General features: G+C 64.4%; 23 protein-coding genes, 1 tRNA gene and 1 pseudogene. 8 read left to right on the top strand and 17 right to left on the bottom strand.

The annotated features are described in order from the left end of the window. Positions 1-44: 44 nt before the first annotated feature. The 3 genes from atpD to A3AS_RS0117415 all read left to right on the top strand — a co-directional run bounded on the left by atpD (position 45) and on the right by A3AS_RS0117415 (position 3,790). The gene (gene atpD / locus A3AS_RS0117425) at positions 45-1,487 is read left to right on the top strand and encodes a F0F1 ATP synthase subunit beta (protein ID WP_018318856.1); all 1,443 of its coding nucleotides are present in this window, start codon (positions 45-47) and stop codon (positions 1,485-1,487) included. An 87-nt stretch (positions 1,488-1,574) separates the two neighbouring features. Further along, positions 1,575-1,982, top strand: a complete 408-nt coding sequence (locus A3AS_RS0117420; RefSeq protein WP_018318855.1) for a F0F1 ATP synthase subunit epsilon — start codon at positions 1,575-1,577, stop codon at positions 1,980-1,982. Positions 1,983-2,143: 161 nt separating this feature from the next. Then, complete coding sequence (locus A3AS_RS0117415; protein WP_018318854.1) at positions 2,144-3,790, top strand: adenylate/guanylate cyclase domain-containing protein; 1,647 nt, start codon at positions 2,144-2,146, stop codon at positions 3,788-3,790. 284 nt (positions 3,791-4,074) lie between these two features. On the opposite strand, the gene A3AS_RS0117410 is transcribed toward A3AS_RS0117415, so the two are convergent. From A3AS_RS0117410 to proB, 10 genes are all read right to left on the bottom strand, one after another. Further along, complete coding sequence (locus tag A3AS_RS0117410) at positions 4,075-4,575, bottom strand: RNA pyrophosphohydrolase (RefSeq protein ID WP_018318853.1); 501 nt, start codon at positions 4,573-4,575, stop codon at positions 4,075-4,077. A 63-nt stretch (positions 4,576-4,638) separates the two neighbouring features. Next, the gene (locus A3AS_RS0117405; RefSeq protein WP_018318852.1) at positions 4,639-5,145 is read right to left on the bottom strand and encodes an RNA pyrophosphohydrolase; all 507 of its coding nucleotides are present in this window, start codon (positions 5,143-5,145) and stop codon (positions 4,639-4,641) included. Positions 5,146-5,220: 75 nt separating this feature from the next. Further along, a complete protein-coding gene (locus tag A3AS_RS0117400) occupies positions 5,221-6,459 on the bottom strand; it encodes a divergent polysaccharide deacetylase family protein (protein ID WP_018318851.1) in 1,239 nt (412 codons plus the stop codon). A gap of 164 nt (positions 6,460-6,623) precedes the next feature. Next, a complete protein-coding gene (locus tag A3AS_RS0117395; protein ID WP_018318850.1) occupies positions 6,624-7,982 on the bottom strand; it encodes a S41 family peptidase in 1,359 nt (452 codons plus the stop codon). Continuing rightward, positions 7,979-9,337, bottom strand: a complete 1,359-nt coding sequence (locus A3AS_RS0117390) for a murein hydrolase activator EnvC (RefSeq protein ID WP_026202085.1) — start codon at positions 9,335-9,337, stop codon at positions 7,979-7,981. Before A3AS_RS0117390 ends, A3AS_RS0117395 begins: the two co-directional genes overlap by 4 nt. Before the next feature lie 32 nt (positions 9,338-9,369). Beyond that, on the bottom strand, positions 9,370-9,852 hold the full coding sequence (gene rlmH, locus A3AS_RS0117385) for a 23S rRNA (pseudouridine(1915)-N(3))-methyltransferase RlmH (protein ID WP_018318848.1): 483 nt from the start codon (positions 9,850-9,852) through the stop codon (positions 9,370-9,372). A 112-nt stretch (positions 9,853-9,964) separates the two neighbouring features. Further along, positions 9,965-10,321, bottom strand: coding sequence for a ribosome silencing factor (gene rsfS, locus A3AS_RS0117380; RefSeq protein WP_018318847.1), 357 nt, complete (start codon positions 10,319-10,321; stop codon positions 9,965-9,967). Positions 10,322-10,543: 222 nt separating this feature from the next. After that, entirely contained in the window at positions 10,544-11,188 is a 645-nt protein-coding gene (locus tag A3AS_RS0117375; protein ID WP_018318846.1) for a nicotinate-nucleotide adenylyltransferase, read from the bottom strand. 20 nt (positions 11,189-11,208) lie between these two features. Continuing rightward, a complete protein-coding gene (locus tag A3AS_RS0117370; protein WP_018318845.1) occupies positions 11,209-12,504 on the bottom strand; it encodes a glutamate-5-semialdehyde dehydrogenase in 1,296 nt (431 codons plus the stop codon). Between the two features lie 375 nt (positions 12,505-12,879). After that, entirely contained in the window at positions 12,880-14,001 is a 1,122-nt protein-coding gene (proB, locus tag A3AS_RS0117365) for a glutamate 5-kinase (RefSeq protein ID WP_018318844.1), read from the bottom strand. Positions 14,002-14,190: 189 nt separating this feature from the next. Here proB and A3AS_RS0117360 point away from each other — a divergent pair, with 189 nt between their 5' ends. Together A3AS_RS0117360 and comJ are read left to right on the top strand one after the other, a co-directional pair. Beyond that, positions 14,191-15,159: a Bug family tripartite tricarboxylate transporter substrate binding protein gene (locus tag A3AS_RS0117360; protein WP_026202084.1), complete on the top strand. Its 969-nt coding sequence runs from the start codon at positions 14,191-14,193 to the stop codon at positions 15,157-15,159. 28 nt (positions 15,160-15,187) lie between these two features. Next, positions 15,188-15,694, top strand: coding sequence for a competence protein ComJ (comJ, locus tag A3AS_RS0117355; RefSeq protein ID WP_018318843.1), 507 nt, complete (start codon positions 15,188-15,190; stop codon positions 15,692-15,694). Positions 15,695-15,717: 23 nt separating this feature from the next. On the opposite strand, the gene A3AS_RS0117350 is transcribed toward comJ, so the two are convergent. From A3AS_RS0117350 to A3AS_RS0117340, 3 genes are all read right to left on the bottom strand, one after another. Further along, the gene (locus A3AS_RS0117350) at positions 15,718-17,352 is read right to left on the bottom strand and encodes an alkaline phosphatase family protein (protein ID WP_018318842.1); all 1,635 of its coding nucleotides are present in this window, start codon (positions 17,350-17,352) and stop codon (positions 15,718-15,720) included. Positions 17,353-17,595: 243 nt separating this feature from the next. Beyond that, the gene (gene obgE, locus A3AS_RS0117345) at positions 17,596-18,636 is read right to left on the bottom strand and encodes a GTPase ObgE (RefSeq protein ID WP_018318841.1); all 1,041 of its coding nucleotides are present in this window, start codon (positions 18,634-18,636) and stop codon (positions 17,596-17,598) included. 85 nt (positions 18,637-18,721) lie between these two features. Continuing rightward, positions 18,722-19,204 carry a MaoC family dehydratase gene (locus A3AS_RS0117340; protein WP_020508694.1) on the bottom strand — a complete coding sequence of 161 codons (483 nt, stop codon included), beginning with the start codon at positions 19,202-19,204 and terminating at the stop codon, positions 18,722-18,724. A gap of 277 nt (positions 19,205-19,481) precedes the next feature. On the opposite strand from A3AS_RS0117340, the gene A3AS_RS0117335 reads away from it, so the two are divergent. After that, complete coding sequence (locus A3AS_RS0117335) at positions 19,482-20,396, top strand: DMT family transporter (protein ID WP_026202083.1); 915 nt, start codon at positions 19,482-19,484, stop codon at positions 20,394-20,396. A 161-nt stretch (positions 20,397-20,557) separates the two neighbouring features. On the opposite strand, the gene A3AS_RS0117330 is transcribed toward A3AS_RS0117335, so the two are convergent. The 3 genes from A3AS_RS0117330 to rplU form a co-directional block, all read right to left on the bottom strand. Continuing rightward, positions 20,558-21,151, bottom strand: a complete 594-nt coding sequence (locus A3AS_RS0117330) for a GNAT family N-acetyltransferase (protein ID WP_026202082.1) — start codon at positions 21,149-21,151, stop codon at positions 20,558-20,560. A gap of 154 nt (positions 21,152-21,305) precedes the next feature. Beyond that, positions 21,306-21,575: a 50S ribosomal protein L27 gene (gene rpmA, locus A3AS_RS0117325; RefSeq protein WP_008137923.1), complete on the bottom strand. Its 270-nt coding sequence runs from the start codon at positions 21,573-21,575 to the stop codon at positions 21,306-21,308. A gap of 103 nt (positions 21,576-21,678) precedes the next feature. Next, positions 21,679-22,065 (bottom strand): 50S ribosomal protein L21, encoded by a 387-nt coding sequence (gene rplU, locus A3AS_RS0117320; RefSeq protein ID WP_018318837.1) that lies wholly within the window; start codon positions 22,063-22,065, stop codon positions 21,679-21,681. 331 nt (positions 22,066-22,396) lie between these two features. On the opposite strand from rplU, the gene A3AS_RS0117315 reads away from it, so the two are divergent. Next, positions 22,397-23,575, top strand: coding sequence for an ROK family protein (locus tag A3AS_RS0117315; protein ID WP_018318836.1), 1,179 nt, complete (start codon positions 22,397-22,399; stop codon positions 23,573-23,575). A gap of 577 nt (positions 23,576-24,152) precedes the next feature. Then, positions 24,153-24,242 (top strand) — tRNA-Ser (locus A3AS_RS0117310). Positions 24,243-24,286: 44 nt separating this feature from the next. Here A3AS_RS0117310 and A3AS_RS0117305 read toward each other — a convergent pair. Then, positions 24,287-24,523 (bottom strand): annotated as a pseudogene (locus A3AS_RS0117305) (IS481 family transposase); the annotation flags it as partial.

Below are 24,523 nucleotides of genomic sequence, written 5' to 3'. Positions count from 1 at the left end.
CTCAACGACGGTCGTTCAAGTAAAGAATTTCGAAGGAGAGCTTCATGGCTACAGCAGCTAACCCGGTCGGTCGCGTCACCCAGGTCATGGGCGCCGTCGTCGACGTTCAGTTCGAGGGCCACCTCCCGGCCATTCTCAATTCGCTGGAAACCAAGAACGGCAACATCCGCCTCGTGCTGGAAGTTGCGCAGCATCTCGGTGAGTCCACCGTGCGCACGATCGCGATGGACGTGACCGAAGGTCTGGTGCGCGGCCAGGAAGTGACCGACACCGGCCAGCCGATCCGCGTTCCCGTCGGCGAAGGCACGCTCGGCCGCATCATCAACGTCATCGGCGAGCCGATCGACGAAGCCGGCCCGGTCAACGCCGAAGGCCTGCGCCCCATCCATCAGGACGCGCCGAGCTACACCGACCAGTCGACCGAAGCTGAAATTCTGGTCACCGGCATCAAGGTCGTCGATCTTCTGGCTCCCTATGCGAAGGGCGGCAAGATCGGCCTGTTCGGCGGCGCCGGCGTCGGCAAGACCGTGCTGATTCAGGAGCTGATCAACAACGTCGCGAAGGCGCACGGCGGTTACTCCGTGTTCGCCGGCGTCGGCGAGCGCACCCGCGAGGGCAACGACCTCTATCACGAGTTCATCGAATCCAAGGTCAACGCCGATCCGAAGAATCCGGATCCGAGCGTGAAGTCGAAGTGCGCGCTGGTGTTCGGCCAGATGAACGAGCCGCCCGGCGCCCGCGCCCGCGTCGCGCTCACGGGTCTGACCATCGCGGAAGACTTCCGCGACAAGGGCCAGGACGTGCTGTTCTTCGTCGACAACATCTTCCGCTTCACCCAGGCCGGCTCGGAAGTGTCGGCGCTGCTCGGCCGTATTCCTTCGGCGGTGGGTTATCAGCCGACGCTCGCCACCGACATGGGCGCGCTGCAGGAGCGCATCACCACCACCCAGAAGGGTTCGATCACCTCGGTGCAGGCCATCTACGTTCCGGCCGACGACTTGACCGACCCGGCGCCCGCGACCTCGTTCGCGCATCTTGACGCGACCACCACGCTGTCGCGCTCGATCGCCGAAAAGGGCATCTACCCCGCGGTGGATCCGCTCGACTCGACCTCGCGCATGCTCTCCCCGCTGGTCGTCGGCGAGGAGCACTACGCGGTCGCCCGTCAGGTCCAGCAGGTGCTGCAGCGCTACAAGGCGCTCCAGGACATTATCGCCATTCTCGGCATGGACGAGCTTTCGGAAGAGGACAAGCTGACGGTGGCACGCGCCCGCAAGGTCGAGCGCTTCATGTCGCAGCCGTTCCACGTCGCCGAAATCTTCACGGGATCGCCCGGCAAGTTCGTCGAGCTCGCCGACACCATCAAGGGCTTCAAGGGCCTGGTGGAAGGCAAGTACGACCACCTGCCCGAAGCTGCCTTCTACATGGTCGGCACGATCGAAGAAGCCGTCGAGAAGGGCAAGAAGCTGGCGGCGGAAGCGGCCTAAGGCGCGAATGGCGAATGGGGAGTAGCGAATAGACGCGCTGCTCTCTTCGCCACTCGCCATTCGCTACTCACCATTCGCAGGTACACCATGGCTACCTTCCACTTCGATCTCGTCTCTCCGGAAAAGCTCGCGTTCTCGGGCGAGGTTGATCAGGTCGACATCCCCGGCGTCGAGGGTGATTTCGGCGTGCTGGCAGGGCATGCGCCGGTCGTGGCTGCGATCCGTCCGGGCATCCTCACCATCACCACGGCTGGCCGCCATGAGAAGGTCATCGTGCTCGGCGGTCTCGCCGAAGTCTCCGAAAAGGGCCTGACCGTGCTCGCCGACGTCGCGACGTCGCTGGCCGAGCTCGACCGCGCCCAGTTCGCGGCGACCATCTCGGAGATGGAAGAGGGGCTGAAGGAGCACGAAGGCAGCGAGCTCGATCAGGCGATCGAGCGGCTCGACCACTTCAAGAGCATCCAGCAGCAGCTCAACTCGACGGCTATGCACTAAGCCCCGGGGCACCGCTCCGGGGCTCGAGCGAGAACCCTGCAAGACATTCCCTGACCAAGTGCAGCGCTCGTCACACCCGTGGCGGGCGCTGAAACTTTGTTGCACCGTGTTACCGATCGCGGCATTCTGCCCTGCGAATTTGTTCCCGGGGCGGGTCGCAGATGAAACGCAAGATCGCAGCGATTTTCGCAGCCGATATTGCCGGTTACTCGAGACTGGTTGCCGAAGACGAGGAGGAGACGCTGCGGCGGCTGGCCTCCTATCGCGAGGTCGTCGACGATTTCATCGCCAGGGCCGGCGGGCGCATCTTCAATACGGCGGGCGATGCCGTGCTCGCGGAATTCCCGAGCGCGGTCGATGCGGTGCGTTGCGCGATCGACATCCAGGAATCCTTGCGGACCCGTAACATGGCCTATCCGCCGAGCCGGCAGATGTCGTTCCGCATCGGCATCACCATCGGCGACGTGGTCGAGCGCAACGGCGATCTGCTCGGCGACGGCGTCAACATTGCGGCGCGGCTGGAGGGTCTCGCCGAGGTCGGCGGCATCTGCGTCTCGCGCGCGGTGCATGAGCAGGTCGCCAACAAGCTCTCGGTGCAGTTCGCCGATATCGGCGCGCAGGAGGTCAAGAACATCCCGACGCCGGTGCATGCCTACATGGTGGCGATGCGGCGCGAGGACGGCAGCTATAGCAAGCCGCAGCTGAAGAAGGCGGCTTCCAAGGTGGCCGCAGCACCGGTGTGGATGTGGCCGCTGGTGGTCGCCGTGGTCTCGGTCACCGGCATCGGCGTCACCGGCTTCCTCTACAACACCAAGCTCAAGCAGACGGCGAATGTCGCAGCGACGCCGGCCGCAGCACCAAGCTCGGCGCCGAGCCCTGCGCCGACGCAAATGGCGAAAGCGCCGATGACGCCGATGGCGCCGCAAAATGCCGGCGCTGCGATGGCGCCGATGCCCGCGCCGTCCCCATCGGCCGCGCCGATGGCCGGCACATTTGCGGCCGACAGCGTGCCCTTCATCAACGAGCGCGTCCGCAACTACCTTGCCGGCGACTATTCCGCGGCCGGCGACTACAAGGCTTTCGCGCTCAATGTTGGCGGCTTCACCGGCTCGGCCCTGAACCAGCCGAACGAGGAGGCCGCGCGCAACACCGCGATCGAGCAGTGCCAGAAGCGCGCCGATGCCGCGCAATCGCCGCGGCGCTGCGAGCTCTATGCGGTCGGCAACAACGTCGTCTACGCGCACGGCAAGCCGCCGATGCCGCCATCTCCCTATTTCCGGCATGACGCCATGACCGAGCGGACATTCGCATCGAAGGACTTTCCGATGGTGCGCGACCCGCAAAAGGTCCGGCTCGAGAACATGTTCGTGCCCGCGGCGAAATCCCGCTCGGTCGCGCTCGGCCCCGGCGGACAATATTTCATGGTGCTCGGCGCCGCGTCCGCCGAAGATGCCGCGCGCCGTTCGCTGGAGTCGTGCGGCGCGATCGCTGGCGTGGCGTGCCTCGTGGTCGCGATCGACGACAATTTCGTCGTGCCGATCCCGACGCTGTTCAGGATCACCGGCTTCTTCAACGCCGCCTCCAACGCCTCGATCGTGGCGGATGCGCGCGGCGAGGTCGTGCGCAAGCTCGGTGACGCCATGGGCTGGAATGCGGTCGCGGTCGGCACCGCGGGCCGACCGGGCCTCGGCCTCAAGGCCGCCGACGAGCAGGCCGCCGTCGCTTCCGCGCTATCCGACTGCGCCAAGCGCGACAGCGACTGCCACGTCATCGCACTCGGCCCGTTCACGGTGGGGCCGATTAATTAGGGTGATGCGATAAAGGCCCCACTGGCGCGCCGACACAGGTGCGTTCCCTCCCCCCTTGTGGGGGAGGGTTAGGGAGAGGGGTAGCCCGGCAAAAGGTGCGAGTTGTTGTCGATGCGCCGAGGCGATCCCGGGCGGATAGAATCCCCGTGTGGTACCCTCTCCCCGACCCTCCCCCACAAGGGGGGAGGGAGCGAGATAGCGGGGCCCCTCACGCAAATGTCCGCCAAAATTTCTCCAACCATTTCAAACCCCATTCTACTGTGCATGGGGTTGTTTTCGCGGTTTCAGTTTGCGAAGGCCGCGAACTGCTGCGCGACGGCCTGATAAACCTCACGCCGGAACGGCACCACGACGTCGGCAACACGGTCGAGGCGCTCCCAGCGCCAGGCATCGAACTCCGCGGGCTGGCCGTTGCGCGGCGTCAGCGGGTCGATCTCGTCATCCTTGCCGGTGAAGCGCAGCGCGAACCATTTTTGCCGCTGGCCGCGAAACTTCGCGAGGCGATGCGTCTGCGGTCCGTCGTAGGGCGGGAATTCGTAAGCGAGCCAGTCGGTCTCGCCGAGATAGGCTGCGCTGACGACGCTGGTCTCCTCCCAGAGCTCGCGCATCGCGGCATCGCGCAAATTCTCACCGTCATCGACGCCGCCCTGCGGCATCTGCCAGTCGAGGCCGGGCAGGATGATCTCGGGTCCGTCGCCCTTGAAGCGATGGCCGATCAGCACGCGGCCTTCGGTGTTGAAGAGGGCGATCCCCACGTTGGGGCGGTAGGGTTTTTGATTCGTCACGCGTCAATCTCTCGTCGTCGTTCCGGCGATGCATTAGCACCGAAGCCGGGACGACAATTCGATTTATTGGTCCGCCAGCGCGGAAAATTCCTGCACCACGCGCTCATAGACCGGGCGCTTGAAGGGAATGATCAGCCCGGTCAGATTCTTCATCGGCTCCCAGCGCCAGCTCACGAATTCGGCCTTGTGGCCGCCGCCGCCGGGACTGGCGACATTGATCTCGCTGTCCTTGCCGGTGAAGCGCACCGCGTACCATTTCTGGCGCTGACCGCGATAGCGGCCCTTCCAGGCGCGCCCGGCGACCGTGCGCGGAATGTCGTAAGTGAGCCAGTCCGGGACCTCGCCGAGCCGCTCGACCGAGCGCACGCTGGTCTCCTCATAGAGCTCGCGCTTGGCGGCGTCCCAGGTGTCTTCGCCGGGATCGACGCCGCCTTGCGGCATCTGCCAGACGTGGGTGTCGTCGACATGCTCGATGCCGCCGGCGCGGCGGCCGATGAATACCCGTCCCTCTGTGTTGATCAGCATCACACCGACGCAGGTCCGGTAGGGCAGATCCTCGTAACGCGCCATTCCGCCAGACCTCTCGCATGCTGTCGGTAAGGCTTGACCGGTCCCGCGGGACCCGTGCCGTACCAATCCGTTGATTTAGCTGGATTTTGATTTCAGCATCGCGGTTGTCAATGGCACCAAAAGGATACCCCGGTCGCCCAACGTCTTGGTCCAGGCGCCGATGCGCTCGATCGAGACGGGAAGGGCGGAGGCGGTGCCGACAGCCGCGCCGCGCTCGCGTGCCGCCGATTCCAGCTTGTTCAGGGCGCGGTCGATCTCGGTCGGGGTCGGCACCACGTCGATCGCGATGTCGCCCTTGCCGAACGGCATGGCCTGGTTCGCCGCGGCCTGGGCTGCGATGCTGCGCGGCGAGGAGCCGTCGTCGAAGAAGCCGAGGCCGCGCTTGGCCGCCTCGCGGATGATCGGCTGCATCGCCGGCTCCGTCGCGACGAAGCGGGCGCCCATGAAATTGGTGATGCCGGCATAGCCCTGCATCCGGCTGAAATGCCAGAACAGGCGGTCCATGTTCTGGTCGGCGCTGAGCGAGGTCAGCAGCGTCTGCGGTCCCGGATCATTGTCGGGGAAATCGTAGGGCTCCATCGGGATCTGGAGGAAGATCTCGTGGCGCTGTGCGCGGGCCCGTTCGGCGAGCTTGCCGGGATCGGTGCCGTAGGGCGTGAAGGCCAGCGTCACCGCCGCCGGCAGCCTCATGATCGCATCGGTGGTCTTGGCGGCGCCGACGCCGAGCCCGCCGATCACGATGGCAACCACCGGCATCTTGGCGGCCTTGGCGCGATCGGCGTCCGCCGCATAGACGTTGAACGGCTTCAGCCCGTCGGCGGCCACCGGGATCATGCCGTAGCGTGACTTCTCCAGCAGTTTTGGATTGATCCCGGCCATGACGGGCGGCGGGGCCGACGCGGCCCCGGCCTTGTCGCCTGCGTCCTCGCCGATCACCACGTCGTGGCGGGCGCCGGTGGAGCCGTCGATCATGGTGACGGTCTTCTGCTCGCCCGGTGCGGCCTGCTTCGGCGTCTCCTGGCTCTCGTGCTTGCCGTCTTGCTTGCTGTCCTGCTTGCCGTCCTGGCCGTGGCCGGCGGCGGGCTTCTCGGCGGCAGCCTTGTCGGCGCCGTTCTCGCGGATGGCGATCCGCGTCATCGGCTCGCCGCCGAGCGGATCCTTGTTGAAGATGGCGAAGCCGGCAAAGGTGAGGAGGAACAGGCCGAGCAGCACGGCGAGCGCCTGCATGGCCGTGAACGGCAACCGCAGCCGGCGTTTTCGACGCGGCTTGTCCTGTCCGAGCGGGGCGCTCAGATCATCGGCCGTTTCAGTCATGCGCGATCCCGAATCACTGCCAATGACGATACCACGCCGGGGTCAAGCGGCGGCAGGCCGGGATAGGCCGGGGATGCCAGGAGTTTCCAGCAACCAGGAGTTCCAAGCAAAAAGGGCGGCTCCGAGGAGCCGCCCTTTCGTGGCATCGCGTGGATGCGCCGACTTTAGTTCGCCGCTTTGGGCTTGTCGGTCGTAGCCTTGTTGTCGCCGCCCGGGGTGGGCGCGGCGGAGGCGCTGTTCTTGATGCCGTGGAGCAGGTCGTCGGCGAGCTTGAGCGCCTTGTCGTCCTTGGCGTCCGGCGGGACGTAGGACTGCGAGCCGGTCTTCTCGTCGCCGTCGTTCTTCAGATGGCCACGCAGCGAAGCCTCACCCTTGGTGTCGGTGCGCGACTTCAGCTCGTCCGGCACGTCCTGCAGCACTTCGATGTCGGGCACGATGCCCTTGGCCTGGATCGACTTGCCCGACGGCGTGTAGTAGCGCGCCGTGGTCAGGCGCAGCGCGCCGTTGCCGCTTCCGAGCGGAATGATGGTCTGCACCGAGCCTTTGCCGAACGAGCGCGTGCCGACGATGGTCGCGCGCTTGTGGTCCTGCAGCGCGCCGGCGACGATCTCCGAAGCCGAGGCCGAGCCGCCATTGACCAGCACGATGACAGGCTTGCCTTTGGTCAGATCGCCCGAATGCGCGGTGCGACGCTGGGTCTCCTCGGCGTTGCGGCCGCGGGTCGACACGATCTCGCCCTTCTCCAGGAACGAGTCGGACACCGTGACCGCTTCCTCGAGCAGGCCGCCCGGATTGTTGCGGAGGTCGATGATGTAGCCCTTCAGCTTGTCGCCGATCTGATTGGAGAGGTTGGCGACCTCGCGCTTCAGGCCTTCGGTGGTCTGCTCGTTGAAGGTGGTGATGCGGATATAGGCGATGTCGTCGGCCTCGACGCGCGCGCGCACCGAGCGGACGCGGATGTTGTCGCGCACCAGGGTGACGTCGATCGGATTGTCCTGGCCCTTGCGGATGATCTTGAGCTTGATCTTGGTGTTGACGGGGCCGCGCATCTTCTCGACCGCCTGGTTCAGGGTCAGGCCCTGCACCGCCTCGTCGTCGAGATTGGTGATGATGTCGTTGGCCATGACGCCGGCGCGCGAAGCCGGGGTGTCGTCGATCGGCGAGACCACCTTGATCAGGCCGTCTTCCATCGTGACCTCGATGCCGAGGCCGCCGAACTCACCGCGGGTCTGCACCTGCATGTCGCGGAAGCTCTTGGCGTCCATGTAGCTCGAATGCGGATCGAGGCCGGTGAGCATGCCGCTGATGGCGGATTCGATCAGCTTGGTGTCGTCGGGCTTCTCGACATAGTCGGAGCGCACGCGCTCGAAGACGTCACCGAACAGATTGAGCTGGCGATAGGTGTCTGCGGTCGCGGCTCGCGCGCTGGAGCCCATGAACACCGCGCGCGGCTGGGTCACGAACAGCATCAGCGCCGCACCGGTGGCCGCGCTGAGGAGGATTACTGAAGTCTTGCGCATCATCCGCGAACCTTCTCGCCTTCATTTGCGGCCCACCATGGGCCTGGATCGATTGGAGTGCCGTCCTTACGGAACTCGACATACAGCACAGGTTGACTCGCGTTCGTCGCGAGAATGGAGGCGACCTGAGAGGTCGATCCCATCGTCGCAACCGGCTCCCCCGTGAGCACAAACTGTCCGATGTTGACCGAAATGCGCTCCATCCCGGCGATCAGGACATGATACCCGCCCCCGGCGTTGAGGATCAAGAGTTGTCCATAGCTGCGGAACGGGCCTGAATAGACCACCCAGCCGTCACACGGCGTTGTGACCTGGGAGCCGGGCTTGGTCGCCAGCGAAATGCCCTTCTGGACCCCGCCGACCCCGTCGGAACCGCCAAAATCCCTGATCTTGTTACCGTTAACCGGAAGAGGCAGGAGACCCTTGGCGGAAGCAAAGACGATCGCGGGGGTGGTCCGGGACCGGTCCTTGAACACGCCCGGCCCGGACTTGGCGCTCGCGCTGGCGCTGGCCGCCGCCTTGGCCTCGGCCTGCCTTGCGGCCTCGGCTGCCTTCTCGGCGGCCTTGGCGGCGCTTTGCAGATCCTGCTCCATTTTGGTGATCAGGCCCTGGAGATCGCCGACCTGTCTCGAAAGCGCGATGGCGCGCGAATTCTCGGCATCGAGGTCCTTTTCGCGCGCCGCCTGCTGGCGCTGCCGCTCGTCGACGAGGGCGGTGAGCCGGGTCTGGTCGCTCCTGACCTTGTCGCGATCGGAAGCGAGCTGGTCGCGCTCGGTGGCGATATTCTTGCGCAAGGCCACGAGCTCGCCGAGCTCGCTTGCGATCTTTTCGGCGCGGCCGCGCAACTCCGGCACCACGGCGCCGAGCAGCATCGCCGTGCGCAGTGATTGCAGCGCATCTTCGGGCCGCACCAGCAGCGCCGGCGGCGTGCGCCGTCCGGCCCGCTGCAGTGCTGCCAGCACCTCGACGATGTCGGCACGGCGCGAATCGAGCGAGGAGCGCATCGCCTGCTCGCGTCCGTTGAGCGCGCGCAGCCGGGCTTCGGTTTCGTCGATCTTGGTCTCCACGCTGCGCACATTGGCGGCCGTGTCGATCAGCTGCTGATTGAGCTGAGTGCGGTCCTGGCCGAGTGAGGTGATCTCGGCCTTGAGCTTGGCCTGCGCCTCTTCCGCGCTCTTCTGCCGGGCGCGCGCGGCTTCGAGCTCCTGCTCGCGCTGCTTGATGGCGTCGGGCGAGACGGCGGCGGTCTGTGGCGCCGGCGCTGCGGTCTGGGCTTGCGCGAGGCTTATGTAAGCTTGCGCGAGGCTTGCGCCGGCAACGCTTCCGATCAGCAGCAGGTTGAGGAGCGGCGCTCGCATCGTGTCGGCAAAAGTGCCCGTTGTGGCGCGGATCACGCGCGGTGATAGGGGTGGCCGGCCAGAATGGTGGCGGCCCGATAAAGCTGTTCCAGAAGCATGACGCGGACCATTTGGTGCGGCCAGGTCGCAGAGCCGAACGCGATCGCGAGCTTGGCCTTACGGCGCAATTCGGGCGAAAGTCCGTCCGCCCCTCCGATCATGAAGATAGTATGTCCGGCCCCCTCGTCCCGCCAGCGCCCGAGATGCCGTGCGAATACGGTGGAGTCGAGATTTTGCCCGCGCTCGTCCAGTGCCACCAGGATCGATTTGTCCGGAATATGCGCGGAGATCGCGGCGGCCTCTTCGGTCATCCGCGTCGCGGTGTCGCGCGCGCGGCTCTCGGGGATTTCGTGGACTAGGAGTTCGCGGAATCCGAGCTTGCGGCCGGCCTCGTCGAACCGCTCGAAATAGCGGTCGGCAAGCTCTCGTTCGGGGCCCTGCTTCAGCCGGCCCACCGCAATGACAGCAACGCGCATGATATCTTCAGGGGTCTGATATCTTCAGGGTCGTGTTTTCAAGACCGCGCGCAAATGGCGCGCGCACGACGCTAGCATGCGCGTCAGCCGATTCGAAATCGGCTCGATCAGCCTAGATCGCCTTCGCCGCCCCTGGGCCCTGCGTGTACAATCGCTCGAGATTGTAGAACTCGCGGACCTCGGGTCTGAACACGTGCACAATCACGTCGCCGGAATCGATCAGCACCCAGTCGCAATTGGGCAAGCCCTCGACATGGATGTTCTTGATGCCGTTTTCCTTGAGGCCCTTGGCGACGTTTTCCGCGATCGCGCCAACGTGCCGGTTCACCCGGCCGGTAGTGACGATCATGTAGTCGGAGTACGCCGATTTGCCGCGAAGGTCGATGGTGACCGTCTCTTCCGCCTTCATGTCCTCGAGGCGGGAGAGGATCAGGCTCAGCGTCTTGTCGGCGTCGGGTTGCGCCTTCAAGGCCGCAGCTTTGGCTGATGTTTTACGCGCCGGCTTGGCAACCTTGGGTAAAACAGACTTCGTCGAAGCTGACTTGGACAATACAGATGTGGTCAGGGACCATTCCTTTCACTGTATCGCGAACGCCGAATCCGCGCTCACTGGTTACACTACATCATGTGGGGTTAAGGGTTTCAATATGCCAGAGAGGCGAAAGCCCACACCACATCCACGCCCTCGTCCTCACATTTTACCTTTCCAGCTCCCGTCCGGGTTCCGTAAGCCCGTTGAGGACAGATTCAGCTTCAATCCGGTCAGGAATACCCAGGCCGGCGCCGGCCGGTCCGCAAGCAGCGCTGCCTTGCTCTCGGGCAGGCGGTAGCGTGCCAGCGCCTGGGCTGCGGGGGAGGCGAGGGCGCGAAAACTCTGCGGCGGGCGATCGATGACTGCCATCGGGACCTGGCCGGCGATGCGCCGCCAGTCCTGCCAACGATGGAATTGAGCGAGGTTGTCGGCGCCCATGATCCAGACAAAGCGCAGGCCCGAGAAGCGGCGGCGCAAGGTGTTGATCGTGTCGATAGTGTAGCGCGTACGGATGACGGATTCGAGACAGCTGACCTCGATCCTGGGATCATCGGCGACGTCGCGCGCGGCCTGCATGCGCTCGCCGAGCTCATGCAGATTGCCGTTCTGCTTCAGCGGATTGCCTGGAGTCACCAGCCACCAGACGCGATCGAGTTGCAATCGCTGGAGCGCGAACCGGCTGATCGCGCGATGCGCCTGATGCGGCGGATTGAACGAGCCGCCGAGCAGGCCGATGCGCATGCCCTCCGTGTGGGGCGGGACCGCTTGCGCCACGAAACGCGGCACGACGAAATTGTTGCTCAATGCCCGCCCCGCGACGTTGCTTACGGCCGCGTCTGTCCGGTGCCGTGAACGCGATATTTGAAGCTCGTCAGCTGCTCGGCGCCAACAGGGCCGCGGGCGTGGAAGCGGCCGGTGGCAATCCCGATCTCGGCGCCAAAGCCGAACTCGCCGCCATCGGCGAACTGCGTCGAGGCGTTGTGCAGCACGATCGCGGAATCGACCTCGCTCAGGAATTTCTTCGCGGCCGCCTCATCCGCGCTCACGATCGCATCGGTGTGATGCGAGCCATGGTTCTGGATGTGCGCGATTGCGCCATCGACGCCGTCGACGACCTTCGCCGCGATGATCGCGTCGAGATATTCGGTGTCCCAATCGTCTTCGCTGGCAGGTTTTACGCGCGCATCCGTTCCTTGCACCGTTTCGTCGCCGCGCACTTCGCAGCCCGCCTCGATCAGCATCTCGACCAGCGGCTTCAGATTTTTGCCGGCTGCCGCACGATCGACCAGCAGCGTCTCGGCCGCGCCGCAGACCCCGGTGCGGCGCATTTTTGCGTTGAGCACGAGCGACTTCGCCATGGCGAGGTCGGCGCTGGCATCGACATAGACGTGGTTGACGCCTTCGAGATGCGCGAAGACAGGCACGCGCGCTTCCTGCTCGACACGCGCGACGAGGCTTTTTCCCCCGCGGGGCACGATCACGTCGACCGCGCCGTTCAGGCCCGAGAGCATCATGCCGACGGCCGCGCGGTCGCGCGTCGGCACCAGCGTGATCGCAGCTTCGGGCAGGCCCGCCTCGCGCAGGCCCTGCACCAGACATTCATGGATCGCGCGGCAGGACCGAAAACTGTCCGAGCCGCCGCGCAGGATCACGGCATTGCCGGACTTCAGGCACAGCACGCCGGCGTCGGCCGCAACGTTCGGCCGGCTTTCGAAGATCACGCCGACGACGCCGAGCGGCACGCGCACGCGCTCGATCCTCATGCCGTTCGGCCGCTGCCAGCTCTCGGTGACGATGCCGACGGGATCCGCGATGCCGCGCACGATGCCGATGCCCTCGGACATGCCCTCGATGCGGGCCGGCGTCAGCGTCAGGCGATCGATGAAGGAGGATGTGGCGTTGCCGGAGGCACGGGCTTCGGCGACGTCCTCGGCATTGGCTGCGAGGATCGCCGCAGAGCTCGCGCGGATCGCCCGCTCCATGGCCTCCAGCGCCCGGTTCTTCTGCTCCGGCGGCGCCAGCGCCAGCACGCGCGCGGCAGCGCGGGCACGGGTTCCGAGATCGGACATCAGCGCCTGAAGATCGGCATTGCCGTCGACGGCTTTGAGGGGGGCGGCCATGGGAGTTTCAACCTTCTGCTAAGGCGGTGTCCTAGCACGGAAATCCCGCGTTTGCGAAGGCCGTGGAGGGTATGGCTGAGGCCCGGTCCGCGCTGCCGGCTCGGCCAATGGCCTGGTTGGGCCACGACTGGGGGGACGCCAAAATATCTCGGAATATCAATGCCTAATAATGGAGTCTGCGATGCCGACCGTCGAGGAGCGCGAAGAGGGACGAAAGGCCAAGCTTGAGGCGCTGAGAGCCGAAATCCAGAAGGGTTTCGACAGCGGACCAATGGAAGAGATCGATGATCAGTGGATCGAACGCATCAAGGCTCGAGGACGCGAGCGGCTGGCCGCGCGGAAGCTCTCTGATCTTCGATACGCCCCTTCTCGCCCTTATCCGCCCACCACCAGATCGTCGCGGTGGATCATCTCGGCGCGGCCGCTGATGCCGAGGATGGTCGTGACGTCGGGGGACGAGCGGCCTTTGATCCGCTCGGCTTCCTCAGCGTCGTAGGCGATCAGGCCGCGGCCGATCTCGCTGGTGTCGGGGCCGCGCACGATCACGGCATCGCCGCGGGCGAACTGGCCCTCGACCTTGATCACCCCGGCCGGCAGCAGGCTGGCGCCCGCGCGCAGCGCCGTCACGGCGCCGGCATCGATCGTCAGCGTGCCCTTCGGCTCCAGCGTGCCCGCGATCCAGCGCTTTCGCGAGGTGATCGGATTGGCCGGCGTCAGGAACCAGGTGCAGCGGCCGCCATCGGCGATCGCCTGCAAGGGATGCTCGATCTTGCCGGAGGCGATCAGCATATGCGTGCCGCCGGTCGTTGCGATCTTGGCCGCCTCGACCTTGGTGCGCATGCCGCCGCGCGACAGCTCGGACTCGGCATCACCAGCGACAGCCTCGATCTCCGAGGAGATGCTCTCGACCACCGGAATGAGTTTTGCGTTCGGATTGTTCTTCGGCGGGGCGTCGTAGAGCCCGTCGATGTCGGACAGCAGCACCAGCAGGTCGGCGCTCGCCATGGTGGCGACGCGCGCGGCGAGGCGGTCATTGTCGCCGTAGCGGATCTCGTTGGTGGCTACCGTGTCGTTCTCGTTGATCACGGGGATCGCGCGCCACTCCAGCAGCTTGCCGATGGTGGAACGTGCATTGAGATAGCGGCGGCGCTCCTCGGTGTCCTGCAGCGTCACCAGGATCTGGCCGGCGCCGATACCGTGCGCGCCGAGCACCTCGGACCAGATCCGCGCCAGCGCGATCTGGCCGACGGCGGCGGCGGCCTGGCTCTCTTCCAGCTTGAGCGGGCCGCGCGGCAGCTTGAGGCGGCTGCGGCCGAGCGCGATCGAGCCGGAGGAGACGACGAGGACGTCGCGTCCCTCGCGGTGCAGCTTGGCCATGTCGTCGGCGAGCGCGGCGAGCCAGGACGCCCGCACCTCGCCCTTGTCGGAATCGACCAGCAGCGCGGAGCCGACCTTGACGACGATGCGGCGGAATTGACTGAGTTCGGGGCTGGCCATGGCGGTCGTCAAATTGCTCTGTCGTTGGTCCGGCGGAGCAAAAAGGGGCGGCGCCGATGCGGCTAGCTTTTGCAGCAGGACGGTGGCCGGCGCAAGGCAGAGGAGCCGGTAAATAGGCCTAACGGCACCCTTGTCGGCCGAGGCCCGGGCAGTCTATGCCTCGAATAATCAATAACGAGGGAGGATGACGTGGACCGACGCAGCTTCATTGCCGGAGGCCTCTCGCTGCCCTTGCTGGCGCAGGCCATTGGCGCACATGCTCAATCCGGTCCGCTGACGCGCATCATCTTCCCGTTCGCGGCAGGCGGCAGCGGTGATGCCTTGTGTCGTCTCATCGCCGAGCAATTCGGCGCCCCGCTTGGGCGAACCATGATCGTCGAGAATCGTACCGGTGGTGACGGGTTGATCGGAATCAGGGCCGTGAAGGGCGCAAGCTCGGACGGCAATACAATCTTGGTGACGACCGGTCCGACCATGTACCTGCTGCCGATGGTGGAGAATCAACCGAGCTTCGACGCGGCCAAGGATTTCGTCCCCGTGTCGCAACTCGTTCGCTTCGAGTTTGCCGTCGTTGCAAGTCCCGCGATCGGGGTGGGTCGTTTTAGTGAACTCGTCACCTGGTTGAGGGCAAATGTCGCAAAGGCCGCCTATGGGACACCAGGCAGCGGCAACATCCCGCACTTCCTCGGATGGCGACTTGAACAGATCCTTGGTCTTTCAATGACCAGGGCGCCCTATCGCGGGAGTGCGCTGGTCATGAATGATCTCATCGCCGGCCATCTGCCGTTCGGCATTACCACGGTATCCGATGCGATCGCGCAGCATCGTGCCAACGGCGTGAGGATCCTCGCGATTGCAAGCGCAGAGCGCTCGCCGTTCGTTCCCGATGTGCCGACGCTAAAGGAAAGCGGCATCGATCTCGTTGCCGACGGCTGGTACGGCATGTGGCTCCCCGCCGGCAGCCCGCCGGATTTTGCCGAAAAGCTCAGCGCAGCCGCGGTCGCGATGCTGGCCAAGCCGGAGGTGAAGGAGAAGCTCACCGCGATCGGGTTGATTCCGGTCGGAAGCAATGCGGACGGGCTTTCGAAGGAGCTCGCCGCGAACACGGCGTTCTGGCAGCCGATCGTCAAGGCGACGGGATACAAGATCGAGAATTGAACCGTAATCGTGAAGTGGATCTCTGCTAATGGAACAGCAGCTGCTTGGCGCCGCGCGGTTGTTTGCGAGTCACTATCAGATCGTCGTCTGCGACGATCCGCGCAGACCGCTTGGTGCTGATGAAAATTGGAATGACGAGAAAACCAAACGGGGCTTTGCAGGCGCGCCCACGTTCCGCATGATCAATACCGAAGCTGATCTTAATGACCATTGGGTCGAGCTGGTCGCCGCTAGCCGGCCGCCCTCCTGCGATGAATGGCAGCGGATCACCTGCGTCCACTTCCGATCCGAGAGCGGACGCGTTCACGTCATGTCGGTGATCGACAATGAGTCTGCATATTCCGCAGACGTCGAGCCGGGCGATTATTCGATCTATGCGGCCGCGCAAAATCTTGGAATCGATCAATTGAGCCTCGGCGAGAGCACGAAGCTCGCTGATGTCGAATTCGCCCAGCGAAAAGATGTCGAGTGGTATCGCCTCTTTCTGGTTCAGGGCAAACCGGAGTTCGAAGGACGACTCGTGGACCGCCCTTAAGACGTACCGAGCGATGATTTGGCTTACATCTTCGCGCGTTGCGCGATGCCGTCCTTGATCGCGTCGAGCTCTTTCTCATCCCAGATGCCGATCAGGAAGCCGCCTTTCACCTGAAGCTGGTTCTCGGCATAGGCTGCGATCTTTTCGGGGGGCGTGGTGATGTGACCGCTCGGATGCAGCGCCCAGTCGAACAGCTCGGCCTGCAACCGCGCGATGATGCCGGCGCACTCTGGGTCGTCGCCGCGATCGACATATTCCTGCGGATCGGTTTCGAGATCGTACAGCATCGGGCGGAAGCCGGAGGCGTGGATGTATTTCCAGCGGCCGTCGAACACCATGAACAGGCGGCAGCGCTCGATCGGCTGGTTCAGCTTCAGCCGCACGTCCTGCATGGCGTAGTCGTATTCGGAGAACGCGACCTTGCGCCAGTCCGGCGGTGTCGGCCCGCGCAGCAGCGGCAGCAGCGAACGTCCCTCGAGGATGTGGCCCGGCACCTTGCCGCCGAAATAATCGACGAAGGTCGGCGCGAGGTCGATTCCCTCCACCAGCGCGTCGCTGCGCGTGCCGCGCGTGGCGTCAGCCTCTTGCGAAGGGTCGATGATGATCAGTGGGATCTTCGCCGACTGCTCGTGGAACAAATCCTTCTCGCCCATCCAGTGATCGCCGAGATAATCGCCGTGATCGGAGGTGAACACGATCATGGTGGTTTCCAGCAGGCCGCGTTGCTCCAGAAATTTCATCAGCACGCCTATCTGGTCGTCGATCTGGGTGATCAGGCCCATATAGGTCGGGATCACCTTCTCGCGGGCATCGTCGCGCGCCATGTTGCGGGAGTAGCGCATGTCCATGTAGGCGCCGAACACCGGATGCGGATTCTGCCGCTCGCGCATCGAACGGATCGCCGGGATCATGTCCGAGGTCGAGTACATGCTGGCATAGGGCTCCGGCGCGATATAGGGCCAGTGCGGCTTGATGTAGGACAGATGCAGGCACCACGGCCGGCCGTCGGTCTCGGCCTCGCCGATGAAGTCCATCGCGCGGCGCGTCATGTAGGGCGTTTCGGAATGCTCGTCCGGCACGCGCGCGGCCTTGTCGGCATGCACCAGCAGCCAGCCGTTCTGCAAGCTACCGTCTTCCGCCGCGCCCGAATTGGCCCAATGCTCCCAGGGATTGGCGGCGTCAAAGCCTTTCTGGCGCAGATACTCGTCGTATTTCGGTCGCGGGCGGCCGGTCGGATGCAGACCGTCGTCGCGCTCATACGGTTCAAAACCGCATTCGGCGACATGCACGCCGATCATCGATTCCGGGGGAATGCCGAGCGCCTTCATGCCTTCGACATCGGGCGCCATGTGGGTCTTGCCGACCAGCACGTTGCGCACGCCGATCTTGTTGAGGTGATCGCCAAGCGTGGGCTCGCCGACGCGCAGCGGCCAGCCATTCCAGTGCGAGCCGTGCGAGCGCATGTAGCGGCCGGTGTAGAACGACATCCGCGACGGACCGCAGATCGGCGATTGCACATAGGCCTTGCTGAACAGCACGCCGCGCTTCGCCATGGCGTCGATGTTCGGCGTCTTCAGCGTGGGATGGCCGGTGCAGCCGAGATAATCATAGCGAAGCTGGTCGCACATGATCCAGAGAACGTTCTTCGCCCGCGCCATGCGTCATCCCTGCATTTTCTTGATGTTGGATGCTGCGCTATTGGAGGGGCGAAGACAAGCCGGTGATGCGCGTACGCGTAGCCGCATCCTCCACTGTCGTCCCTGCGAAAGCAGGGACCCATAACCACAGGGCGTGGTTTGGCGAAGACTCGATGTTCGGTACTACGACCATCCGCATCGAGAGATCACGCGGTGTGGGTCCCTGCGCCCCGTGCGCAATGGCGCACTAGGCAGGGACGACAATCACGCCGACCACGGCTCCGCTTCGGCCGCGCTCTTGGCCTTGGCCGACACCGGTGCTTCGCCGATCACCCCGACGAGCGCGCGCAGCGCTTCCTTGACACCATCGCCGGTGACGCCGGAGAGCAGCAGCGGCGTCTTCTTGGCGGCGCGCTTCAGCCGGTCCTTCTGCTTCTTCAATTCGTCCGGCTCGACCGCGTCGATCTTGTTCAGCGCGACAATCTCGATCTTGTCGGTGAGCAGCCCGCCATAGGCGTCGAGCTCCTTGCGCACCGTCTTGTAGGCCTTGCCGGCGTGCTCGCAGGTCGCGTCGATCAGATGCAGCAGCACGCGGCAGCGCTCGACATGGCCGAGGAAGCGATCGCCGAGGCCGGTGCCTTCATGCGCGCCTTCGATCAGGCCGGGAATGTCGGCGAGCACGAATTCGCGGCCGTCAGCATTCACGACGCCGAGCTGCGGATGCAGCGTGGTGAAGGGATAGTCGGCGATCTTGGGCCGCGCCGCGCTGACCTTGGAGAGGAAGGTCGACTTGCCGGCATTGGGCATGCCGACGAGGCCGGCGTCGGCGATCAATTTCAGCCGCAGCCAGATCCAGCGCTCTTCGCCCACCTGGCCGGGATTGGCGTTGCGCGGCGCGCGGTTGGTCGACGTCTTGAAATGCGCGTTGCCGAAGCCGCCATTGCCGCCCTCGGCCAGCACGAACTTTTCGCCGACCTTGGTGAAGTCGTGGATCAGCGTCTCGCGGTCCTCGTCGAAAATCTGCGTGCCCATCGGCACCTTCAGCACGATGTTCTTGCCGTTGGCGCCGTGGCGGTCCGAACCTGAGCCGTTCTCGCCCTTCTGGGCCTTGAAGTGCTGCTGGTAGCGGTAGTCGATCAGCGTGTTGAGGCCATCGGCGACCTCGATGATGACGTTGCCGCCGCGGCCGCCATTGCCGCCGGAGGGGCCGCCGAATTCGATGAACTTCTCGCGGCGGAACGCCACGCAGCCGTTCCCGCCGTCACCGGAGCGGATATAGACCTTTGCTTCGTCGAGGAATTTCATGGGCCATAGGTAGGCCAGCAGGTCTCCCGCGGCAACCCGGATAGACCCGCAAATCGGCCGAATTTCTCGCGATTTCGCCCCTTGCTTAACCAGTCGGCCGGCGCCGGATCAGGAATTTCTGCGTCCCCTCCAGCACCAGCTCCTTGCGCTGGTTGAACACGGTGCTGCGAAGCGTCACCGCGCCGGTGGTACGTCCCGGCACCAGTTCGGTGACTTCGAGCGCGGGATAGATGGTGTCGTCGGCGTAGACGGGCTTGAGGAACCGGCTCGACTGCTCGAGGAAACCGACCAGGGACTCCTCGACCATGAACGGAAACAGGCCGGCGCCGGGCGCGGTGTGGATCAGGGTCTGGAAGCCATGGGCGAGCAGATGCGGCATGCCGCGGCTGCGGCAATATTCCACGTCGTAATGCACGGGATGGGTGTCGCCGCTCGCGGTCTGGAATGCGGCGAATATCGCCGAGGTCTGGGTCCGGCTCGGCAGCACGAAGCGTTCGCCGATGACGAAATCCTCAAACCAGCGTTGCGTGGGGATCATGCGATGCTGGGTCGGATCGAAATCGGTCATGTCCATACTCACTTTATCACTTTATCGGTGGGGCGCTTATCGCTACCGCGATGCGAAGAGTGCGACAATCCGTTCAATTCGGCTTGCGCGGGGTTGCCGCGGCGGCTCACGTCATTAAAAACGACCGCAAGCGAACTCTACCGCTGGTTTTCTGCGCTCTCTCCGCCCGTCATTGCGAGGAGCGTAGCGACGAAGCAATCCAGACTGCCGCCATGGAGACGGTCTGGATTGCTTCGCTTCGCTCGCGATGACGACCTCTCACAGTCCGACTTATTCGATGCCCCTGTTCAAGAACCTCTCCGCCTATGACGATCGCTCCGCGCGCCTCGCCGGCATCGGGCTGATGGTGCTGTCGATCTTCATGTTCTCGTTCGGCGACGCCATGGGCAAGTTCCTGGTCGGGACTTATTCGGTGGGGCAGCTCTTGTTCCTGCGCGCCTGCGCGGCGCTGCTGCTGCTCGCGCCGCTGATCTGGCGGCAGCGTCACGATTTCGTCCGCCTCGAACGGCCGTGGCTGCAGCTGTTTCGCGTCGTGCTGTCGACGCTCGAGGTCGCCGCCTTCTTCCTCGCCACCGTCTATCTGCCGCTCGCCGACGTCATCACCTATTATCTTGCCGGTCCCATCTTCGTCACCGCGATGTCGGCGACCTTCTTAGGGGAGAAGGTCGGCTGGCGGCGTTGGACCGCGATCCTGATCGGCTTCTGCGGCGTTTTGATCGCGCTGCGGCCGTCGGCGCAGACCGTCAGCCTGCCGGCGCTGATCGCGCTCGGCGGCAGCCTGTCGTTTGCGACCTTGATGCTGATCACGCGCAGCCTGCGCAAGACGCCCGACATCGTGATGGCATCCTCGCAATTCGTCGGCACGTTTTCGCTGGGCGCGGTGCTGTCCGCCTTCCACTGGGTGCCGCCGACCCCTGGCAGCCTCGTGATCTTCGCGCTGGCCGGATGCGTCTCGGTCACCGCGCTGTTCTGCGTCAATCGCTCGCTCAAGCTGGCGCCGGCCAGCGTCGTGGTGCCCTACCAATATTCGATGATCGTCTGGGCCGTGATCTTCGGCTTCGTCGTGTTCGGCGACGTGCCGTCAATGGCCACACTCATCGGCGCCGCGATCATCATCGGCGCGGGGTTCTACATCTACTTGCGCGAACGGGATTTGGGTCGCGAGAGCGTGGAAGTGAATCCGCCGGCGTAACCCCACTCACGCCGTCCTCCCTGCGTACGCAGGGACCCATACCCACAGGGAGATGTTTTGCGAAGACTCGGAGTGGGCGCTTTGCCTCTCACTCCTCCCTGTGGTTATGGGCCCCCGCTTTCGCGGGGGCGACACTGGTGATTGAGGACGCAGTGCGCCCCCTACCTCATCCTTCGCGCACTGCTCCAGCTCTTCAGCGACGCCCACACGCCGCGCGAGAGGCGGAAGCAGTCGACCGGCGTCGACGAGCCCAGCGCCAGGAAGCGATGCAGCTGCACGCCGCTCCACTGGAAGCCGCACTTCTCAAGCACCTTGCGTGAGGCGGGATTGGTGACGCGCGCGCCGGCATAGAGGTGCTCGTCCTCGAACTCCTCGAAGAAGAAGTCGATCGCGCCGCGCGCGGCCTCGGTGGCAAAGCCCTGGCCCCAGTGCTCGACGCCGAGCCAATAGCCGAGCTCGGCATTGCCGGGCGTGGAGCAGTCGATGCCGACCATGCCGACCGGCCCGGTATCGTGCTCGATCAGGAACACGGTCTCGCTGCCGAGCGCGGCAGTGGCGCGGACGAAGGCGACGGCGTCGTCCTGGGAATAGGGGTGTGGCAGGCGGCGGGTGTTTTCCGCGACGCGGCGGTCGTTGGCGAGCCGGGCGATGGTCCTGACGTCGGCGAGGGTCGGCCGCCGCAAGGTCAGCCGTTCGGTGGCGACGACACCAGGTCTCGCCTCAGCCAAGGTCGCGCTCGAGAAGTCCTGCAACATGTCCGGCTCCGTGAAAGTCACTAAGTCAAAGTGAGCAAGTCAAAAGAAAAGGGGAGGCCGGTTTCCCGCCTCCCCCTTGGAGCCTTCGATCTCTTGCGATCTTAAGGACTCCGCCGGTTTGGTAGGACCGGCGGACTCCAATTTGATCCACCGTCTATTCAGCCGCCTCTGCGAGCGGGAGCACCGATACGAAAGTGCGGCCGTTGGCTTTGGCCTGGAACGTGACGCGACCCTCGATCTTGGCGAACAAAGTGTGGTCCGTGCCCATGCCGACATTAAGGCCCGGATGCCAGGTGGTGCCGCGCTGACGCGCAATGATGTTGCCGGGAATCACAACTTCCCCGCCGAACGCCTTGATGCCGAGGCGCTTACCCTTGGAATCGCGACCGTTGCGCGATGAACCGCCTGCTTTTTTGTGAGCCATGGCTCGTCTCCGAAATCCTGCGTATTTCTAGATCAATTCCTTGACGGAATCATTTCAAAATTTCTCACGCATCAATTCGTGAATTGGCGTGATCGATTTTGCGTTACTCGGCGGCTTCCGCTGCCGGCTCCTTCGCCACCTTCTCCCGCTTCGGACGCGGGCCCTTGGTGGGCTTGGCGCCATCCGTCAGGATCTCGGAGATGCGGAGCACCGTGATCTCGTCGCGATAGCCGCGCTTGCGGCGCGAATTCTTGCGGCGGCGCTTCTTGAACGCGATGACCTTGGGGCCGCGCTTGTGGTCGAGCACCTCGACCGCAACGGACGCGCCTGCGACCGTCGGAATACCCAGCACCGGCGTGTCGCCGCCGACCACCAGAACTTCATTCAGCTGCACGATCGAGCCGACTTCGCCTTCGATCTTGCCTACTTCGAGAACATCATCCGGCACGACGCGGTATTGTTTGCCGCCGGTTTTGATGACTGCGAACATCGTTTTTTTCTCCGTGTTCAATCCCGGCCTCGCGACTGGTATCGTCGGGGTCGGCTTTTTGTCAGTCGCTATGGGTTTATCGAGTTTTGTGCGGGCGGGAGTTATCCCTTTGAAAACCCACGCAAAAACAAGCGGCGCGAGAAACGCCCCGCGCCGGGTGTGGGACTTATAGCCGCCGGCAGGGAAGAGTCAAGGAAAACCGCGGAAAAAGGCCCGGATTTGAAGGCCTTGGACCTCTTCCGGTGCCTCGTCGAATCTGCGGGATAGCATTGCAACCATCGGGTTCCCCTGCCGTTGTCCTCGCAAATCGACATGCGGGCAAGGGCTTACCATGGCAACGGACGAACTGGTCAAGGCGACGGGCATCGCCCATCACGGCGCGGAGCGGCTGCCGTCGGTGGAGATCGACAGTTTCAACATCGAGATGAAGGACGAGGACGGCTTTCTCGGCGATCGCGCCAGCAAGGGCGCGTTCCGCGACATCCTCGACCGCTGGCGCAAGCCGCTGCGCAAGACCGGGGAGGACCCGTTCGGCAAGGAGCCCTCGGAGGAGATCAGCAAGAAGACGCTGGATGCCATCCTGGTCGGCGACGACACCGAGGCCTCCGCGGTGGTGCACAGCGCGATCGAGGATTTCGCCCAGGAGCTCGCCTATGTCACAAGGCGTTTCCTCAAGACCAAGGCCTGGGCCAAGACCGAGCGCATCGTGGTCGGCGGCGGCTTCCGCGATTCCCGGCTCGGCGAGCTCGCGATCGCGCGCACCGAGATCATCCTCAAATCCGAGGACTTCAAGATCGACATGATGCCGATCCGCCATCACCCCGACGAGGCCGGCCTGCTCGGCGCGCTGCATCTGGCGCCGTCCTGGATCTTCGAGGCCTATGACAGCATTTTGGCCGTCGACATCGGCGGCACCAACATCCGCTGCGGCCTGGTCGAGACCAACTGGAGGAAGGCCAAGGATCTGTCGAAGGCCAAGGTCGTGAAATCCGAGCTGTGGCGTCATGCCGACGACGAGCCGACGCGCGAGGGTGCGGTCAAGCGCCTCACCAAGATGCTGAAGGGGCTGATCGCGGAGGCCGAAGAGGAGGGCTTCAAGCTCGCGCCGTTCATCGGCATCGCCTGTCCCGGCGTGATCAATGCCGACGGCTCGATCGAGAAGGGCGCGCAGAACCTGCCGGGCAATTGGGAGAGCAGCAAGTTCAACCTGCCGGCGAGCCTGATCGAGGGCATCCCCGAGATCGGCGAGCACGACACTGCGATCCTGATGCACAATGACGGCGTGGTTCAGGGCCTCTCCGAGGTGCCGTTCATGCAGGACGTCGAGCGCTGGGGCGTGCTCACCATCGGCACCGGCCTTGGCAATGCGCGCTTCACCAACCGCCGCAAGGAGAGCGCCAAGGACCGGGACAGCACGGAGAACGGCAAGAAAAAGGCCAAGGAAAATAACAAGGAAAACAACAAGGAAAACAACAAGGAAAACAACAAGGACAGCGCCAAAAGCGACTAGCTGCGCGTTTTCAAGCGAAGTGGACACCGGTTCGCGTCGAGAAAACGCGCAAAACGAGGAATCTGGAGCCCCGCTCCGGTGTCATCGGAACGGAAGCGGGCTCCAGAGTAACCTTGACTGGTTAGGTTAAGGACCGGATTGCGTTGCGGCGCCGAGGCCGCACGCTAGGGTCGAATTGTCGCCTCACCTGGCCGGCGAAGCCGCCCTTCCCAGCCAGTATTGCAATGAGCGGCACGGGACCGCCAGTGTTTACCGCGTCTGGCGGTCCCACCCCGTTTTTTCGAACATGCAATGAGACGCCCGCTCCGAAGGCGGTGCGCCCCCTTCCCCGCTCGCGGGGGAGGGGTGGGGAGAGGGTGTCTCCGCATTGGGGTTGTCGAAGCGGACGCCTCGCGCGCGCGAAAAACGGGGCAAATCGCTAATCGGGCCACCTTTCCCCCCCGTTCGCGCCGGGAAAAGGCGGGCAGAGGGCGAAACAGGCAGCGGATTTTCGCCCCGCGCGCCTTGTCTGGCCCGCCATCCTCGCCTATTAACGCCCCCAACCACAGGGGCCGCTGCTCCTACCATGGCGCCTTCAGGAGAGGTGGCAGAGTGGTTGAATGCACCGCACTCGAAATGCGGCATAGGTGCAAGCCTATCGGGGGTTCGAATCCCTCCCTCTCCGCCATAACTTGTCGTGTCCGGCCCGAAGAGATGGGTAACGGATCGTACCTAAGAGATGGGTGACAACCTCGTGCCGAACGGGTTGTCGAGGGGTTGCAGGGTCTTCTGCTCCAGGTCGAAATATCCAAGATCATAGTGCATGAAGCTGACGAGCCAAATGCCCTCGTCGACCTCCTTGATGCCGAGCTTCTGGCCGGCCAAGACAAGGGAGATATTGATTCTCTTACGGTGAAGGCAGAGACGCCCGCAGGAGGTGACGACGACGTCGCGATCGTGAAAGGGACA

Origin of the sequence: Bradyrhizobium sp. WSM2793, assembly GCF_000379585.1 — a bacterium.
Lineage (GTDB): Bacteria > Pseudomonadota > Alphaproteobacteria > Rhizobiales > Xanthobacteraceae > Bradyrhizobium.
The sequence above is the reverse complement of the archived record's forward strand: the minus strand, read 5'-3'. Positions and strand labels throughout refer to the sequence as shown.

Excerpts from the sequence above, each read along its gene's own strand:
- atpD (WP_018318856.1), top strand. The coding sequence starts at position 45 with ATGGCTACAGCAGCTAACCCGGTCGGTCGCGTCACCCAGGTCATGGGC.
- A3AS_RS0117335 (WP_026202083.1), top strand. The coding sequence starts at position 19,482 with ATGCCCCTGTTCAAGAACCTCTCCGCCTATGACGATCGCTCCGCGCGC.
- rpmA (WP_008137923.1), bottom strand. The coding sequence starts at position 21,575 with ATGGCTCACAAAAAAGCAGGCGGTTCATCGCGCAACGGTCGCGATTCC.
- A3AS_RS0117315 (WP_018318836.1), top strand. The coding sequence starts at position 22,397 with ATGGCAACGGACGAACTGGTCAAGGCGACGGGCATCGCCCATCACGGC.
- A3AS_RS0117330 (WP_026202082.1), bottom strand. The coding sequence starts at position 21,151 with ATGTTGCAGGACTTCTCGAGCGCGACCTTGGCTGAGGCGAGACCTGGT.
- A3AS_RS0117415 (WP_018318854.1), top strand. The coding sequence starts at position 2,144 with ATGAAACGCAAGATCGCAGCGATTTTCGCAGCCGATATTGCCGGTTAC.
- A3AS_RS0117400 (WP_018318851.1), bottom strand. The coding sequence starts at position 6,459 with ATGACTGAAACGGCCGATGATCTGAGCGCCCCGCTCGGACAGGACAAG.
- comJ (WP_018318843.1), top strand. The coding sequence starts at position 15,188 with ATGGAACAGCAGCTGCTTGGCGCCGCGCGGTTGTTTGCGAGTCACTAT.
- A3AS_RS0117370 (WP_018318845.1), bottom strand. The coding sequence starts at position 12,504 with ATGGCCGCCCCCCTCAAAGCCGTCGACGGCAATGCCGATCTTCAGGCG.
- proB (WP_018318844.1), bottom strand. The coding sequence starts at position 14,001 with ATGGCCAGCCCCGAACTCAGTCAATTCCGCCGCATCGTCGTCAAGGTC.
- rplU (WP_018318837.1), bottom strand. The coding sequence starts at position 22,065 with ATGTTCGCAGTCATCAAAACCGGCGGCAAACAATACCGCGTCGTGCCG.
- A3AS_RS0117405 (WP_018318852.1), bottom strand. The coding sequence starts at position 5,145 with ATGGCGCGTTACGAGGATCTGCCCTACCGGACCTGCGTCGGTGTGATG.
- obgE (WP_018318841.1), bottom strand. The coding sequence starts at position 18,636 with ATGAAATTCCTCGACGAAGCAAAGGTCTATATCCGCTCCGGTGACGGC.
- A3AS_RS0117420 (WP_018318855.1), top strand. The coding sequence starts at position 1,575 with ATGGCTACCTTCCACTTCGATCTCGTCTCTCCGGAAAAGCTCGCGTTC.
- A3AS_RS0117350 (WP_018318842.1), bottom strand. The coding sequence starts at position 17,352 with ATGGCGCGGGCGAAGAACGTTCTCTGGATCATGTGCGACCAGCTTCGC.
- rlmH (WP_018318848.1), bottom strand. The coding sequence starts at position 9,852 with ATGCGCGTTGCTGTCATTGCGGTGGGCCGGCTGAAGCAGGGCCCCGAA.
- A3AS_RS0117340 (WP_020508694.1), bottom strand. The coding sequence starts at position 19,204 with ATGACCGATTTCGATCCGACCCAGCATCGCATGATCCCCACGCAACGC.
- A3AS_RS0117395 (WP_018318850.1), bottom strand. The coding sequence starts at position 7,982 with ATGATGCGCAAGACTTCAGTAATCCTCCTCAGCGCGGCCACCGGTGCG.
- A3AS_RS0117390 (WP_026202085.1), bottom strand. The coding sequence starts at position 9,337 with ATGCGAGCGCCGCTCCTCAACCTGCTGCTGATCGGAAGCGTTGCCGGC.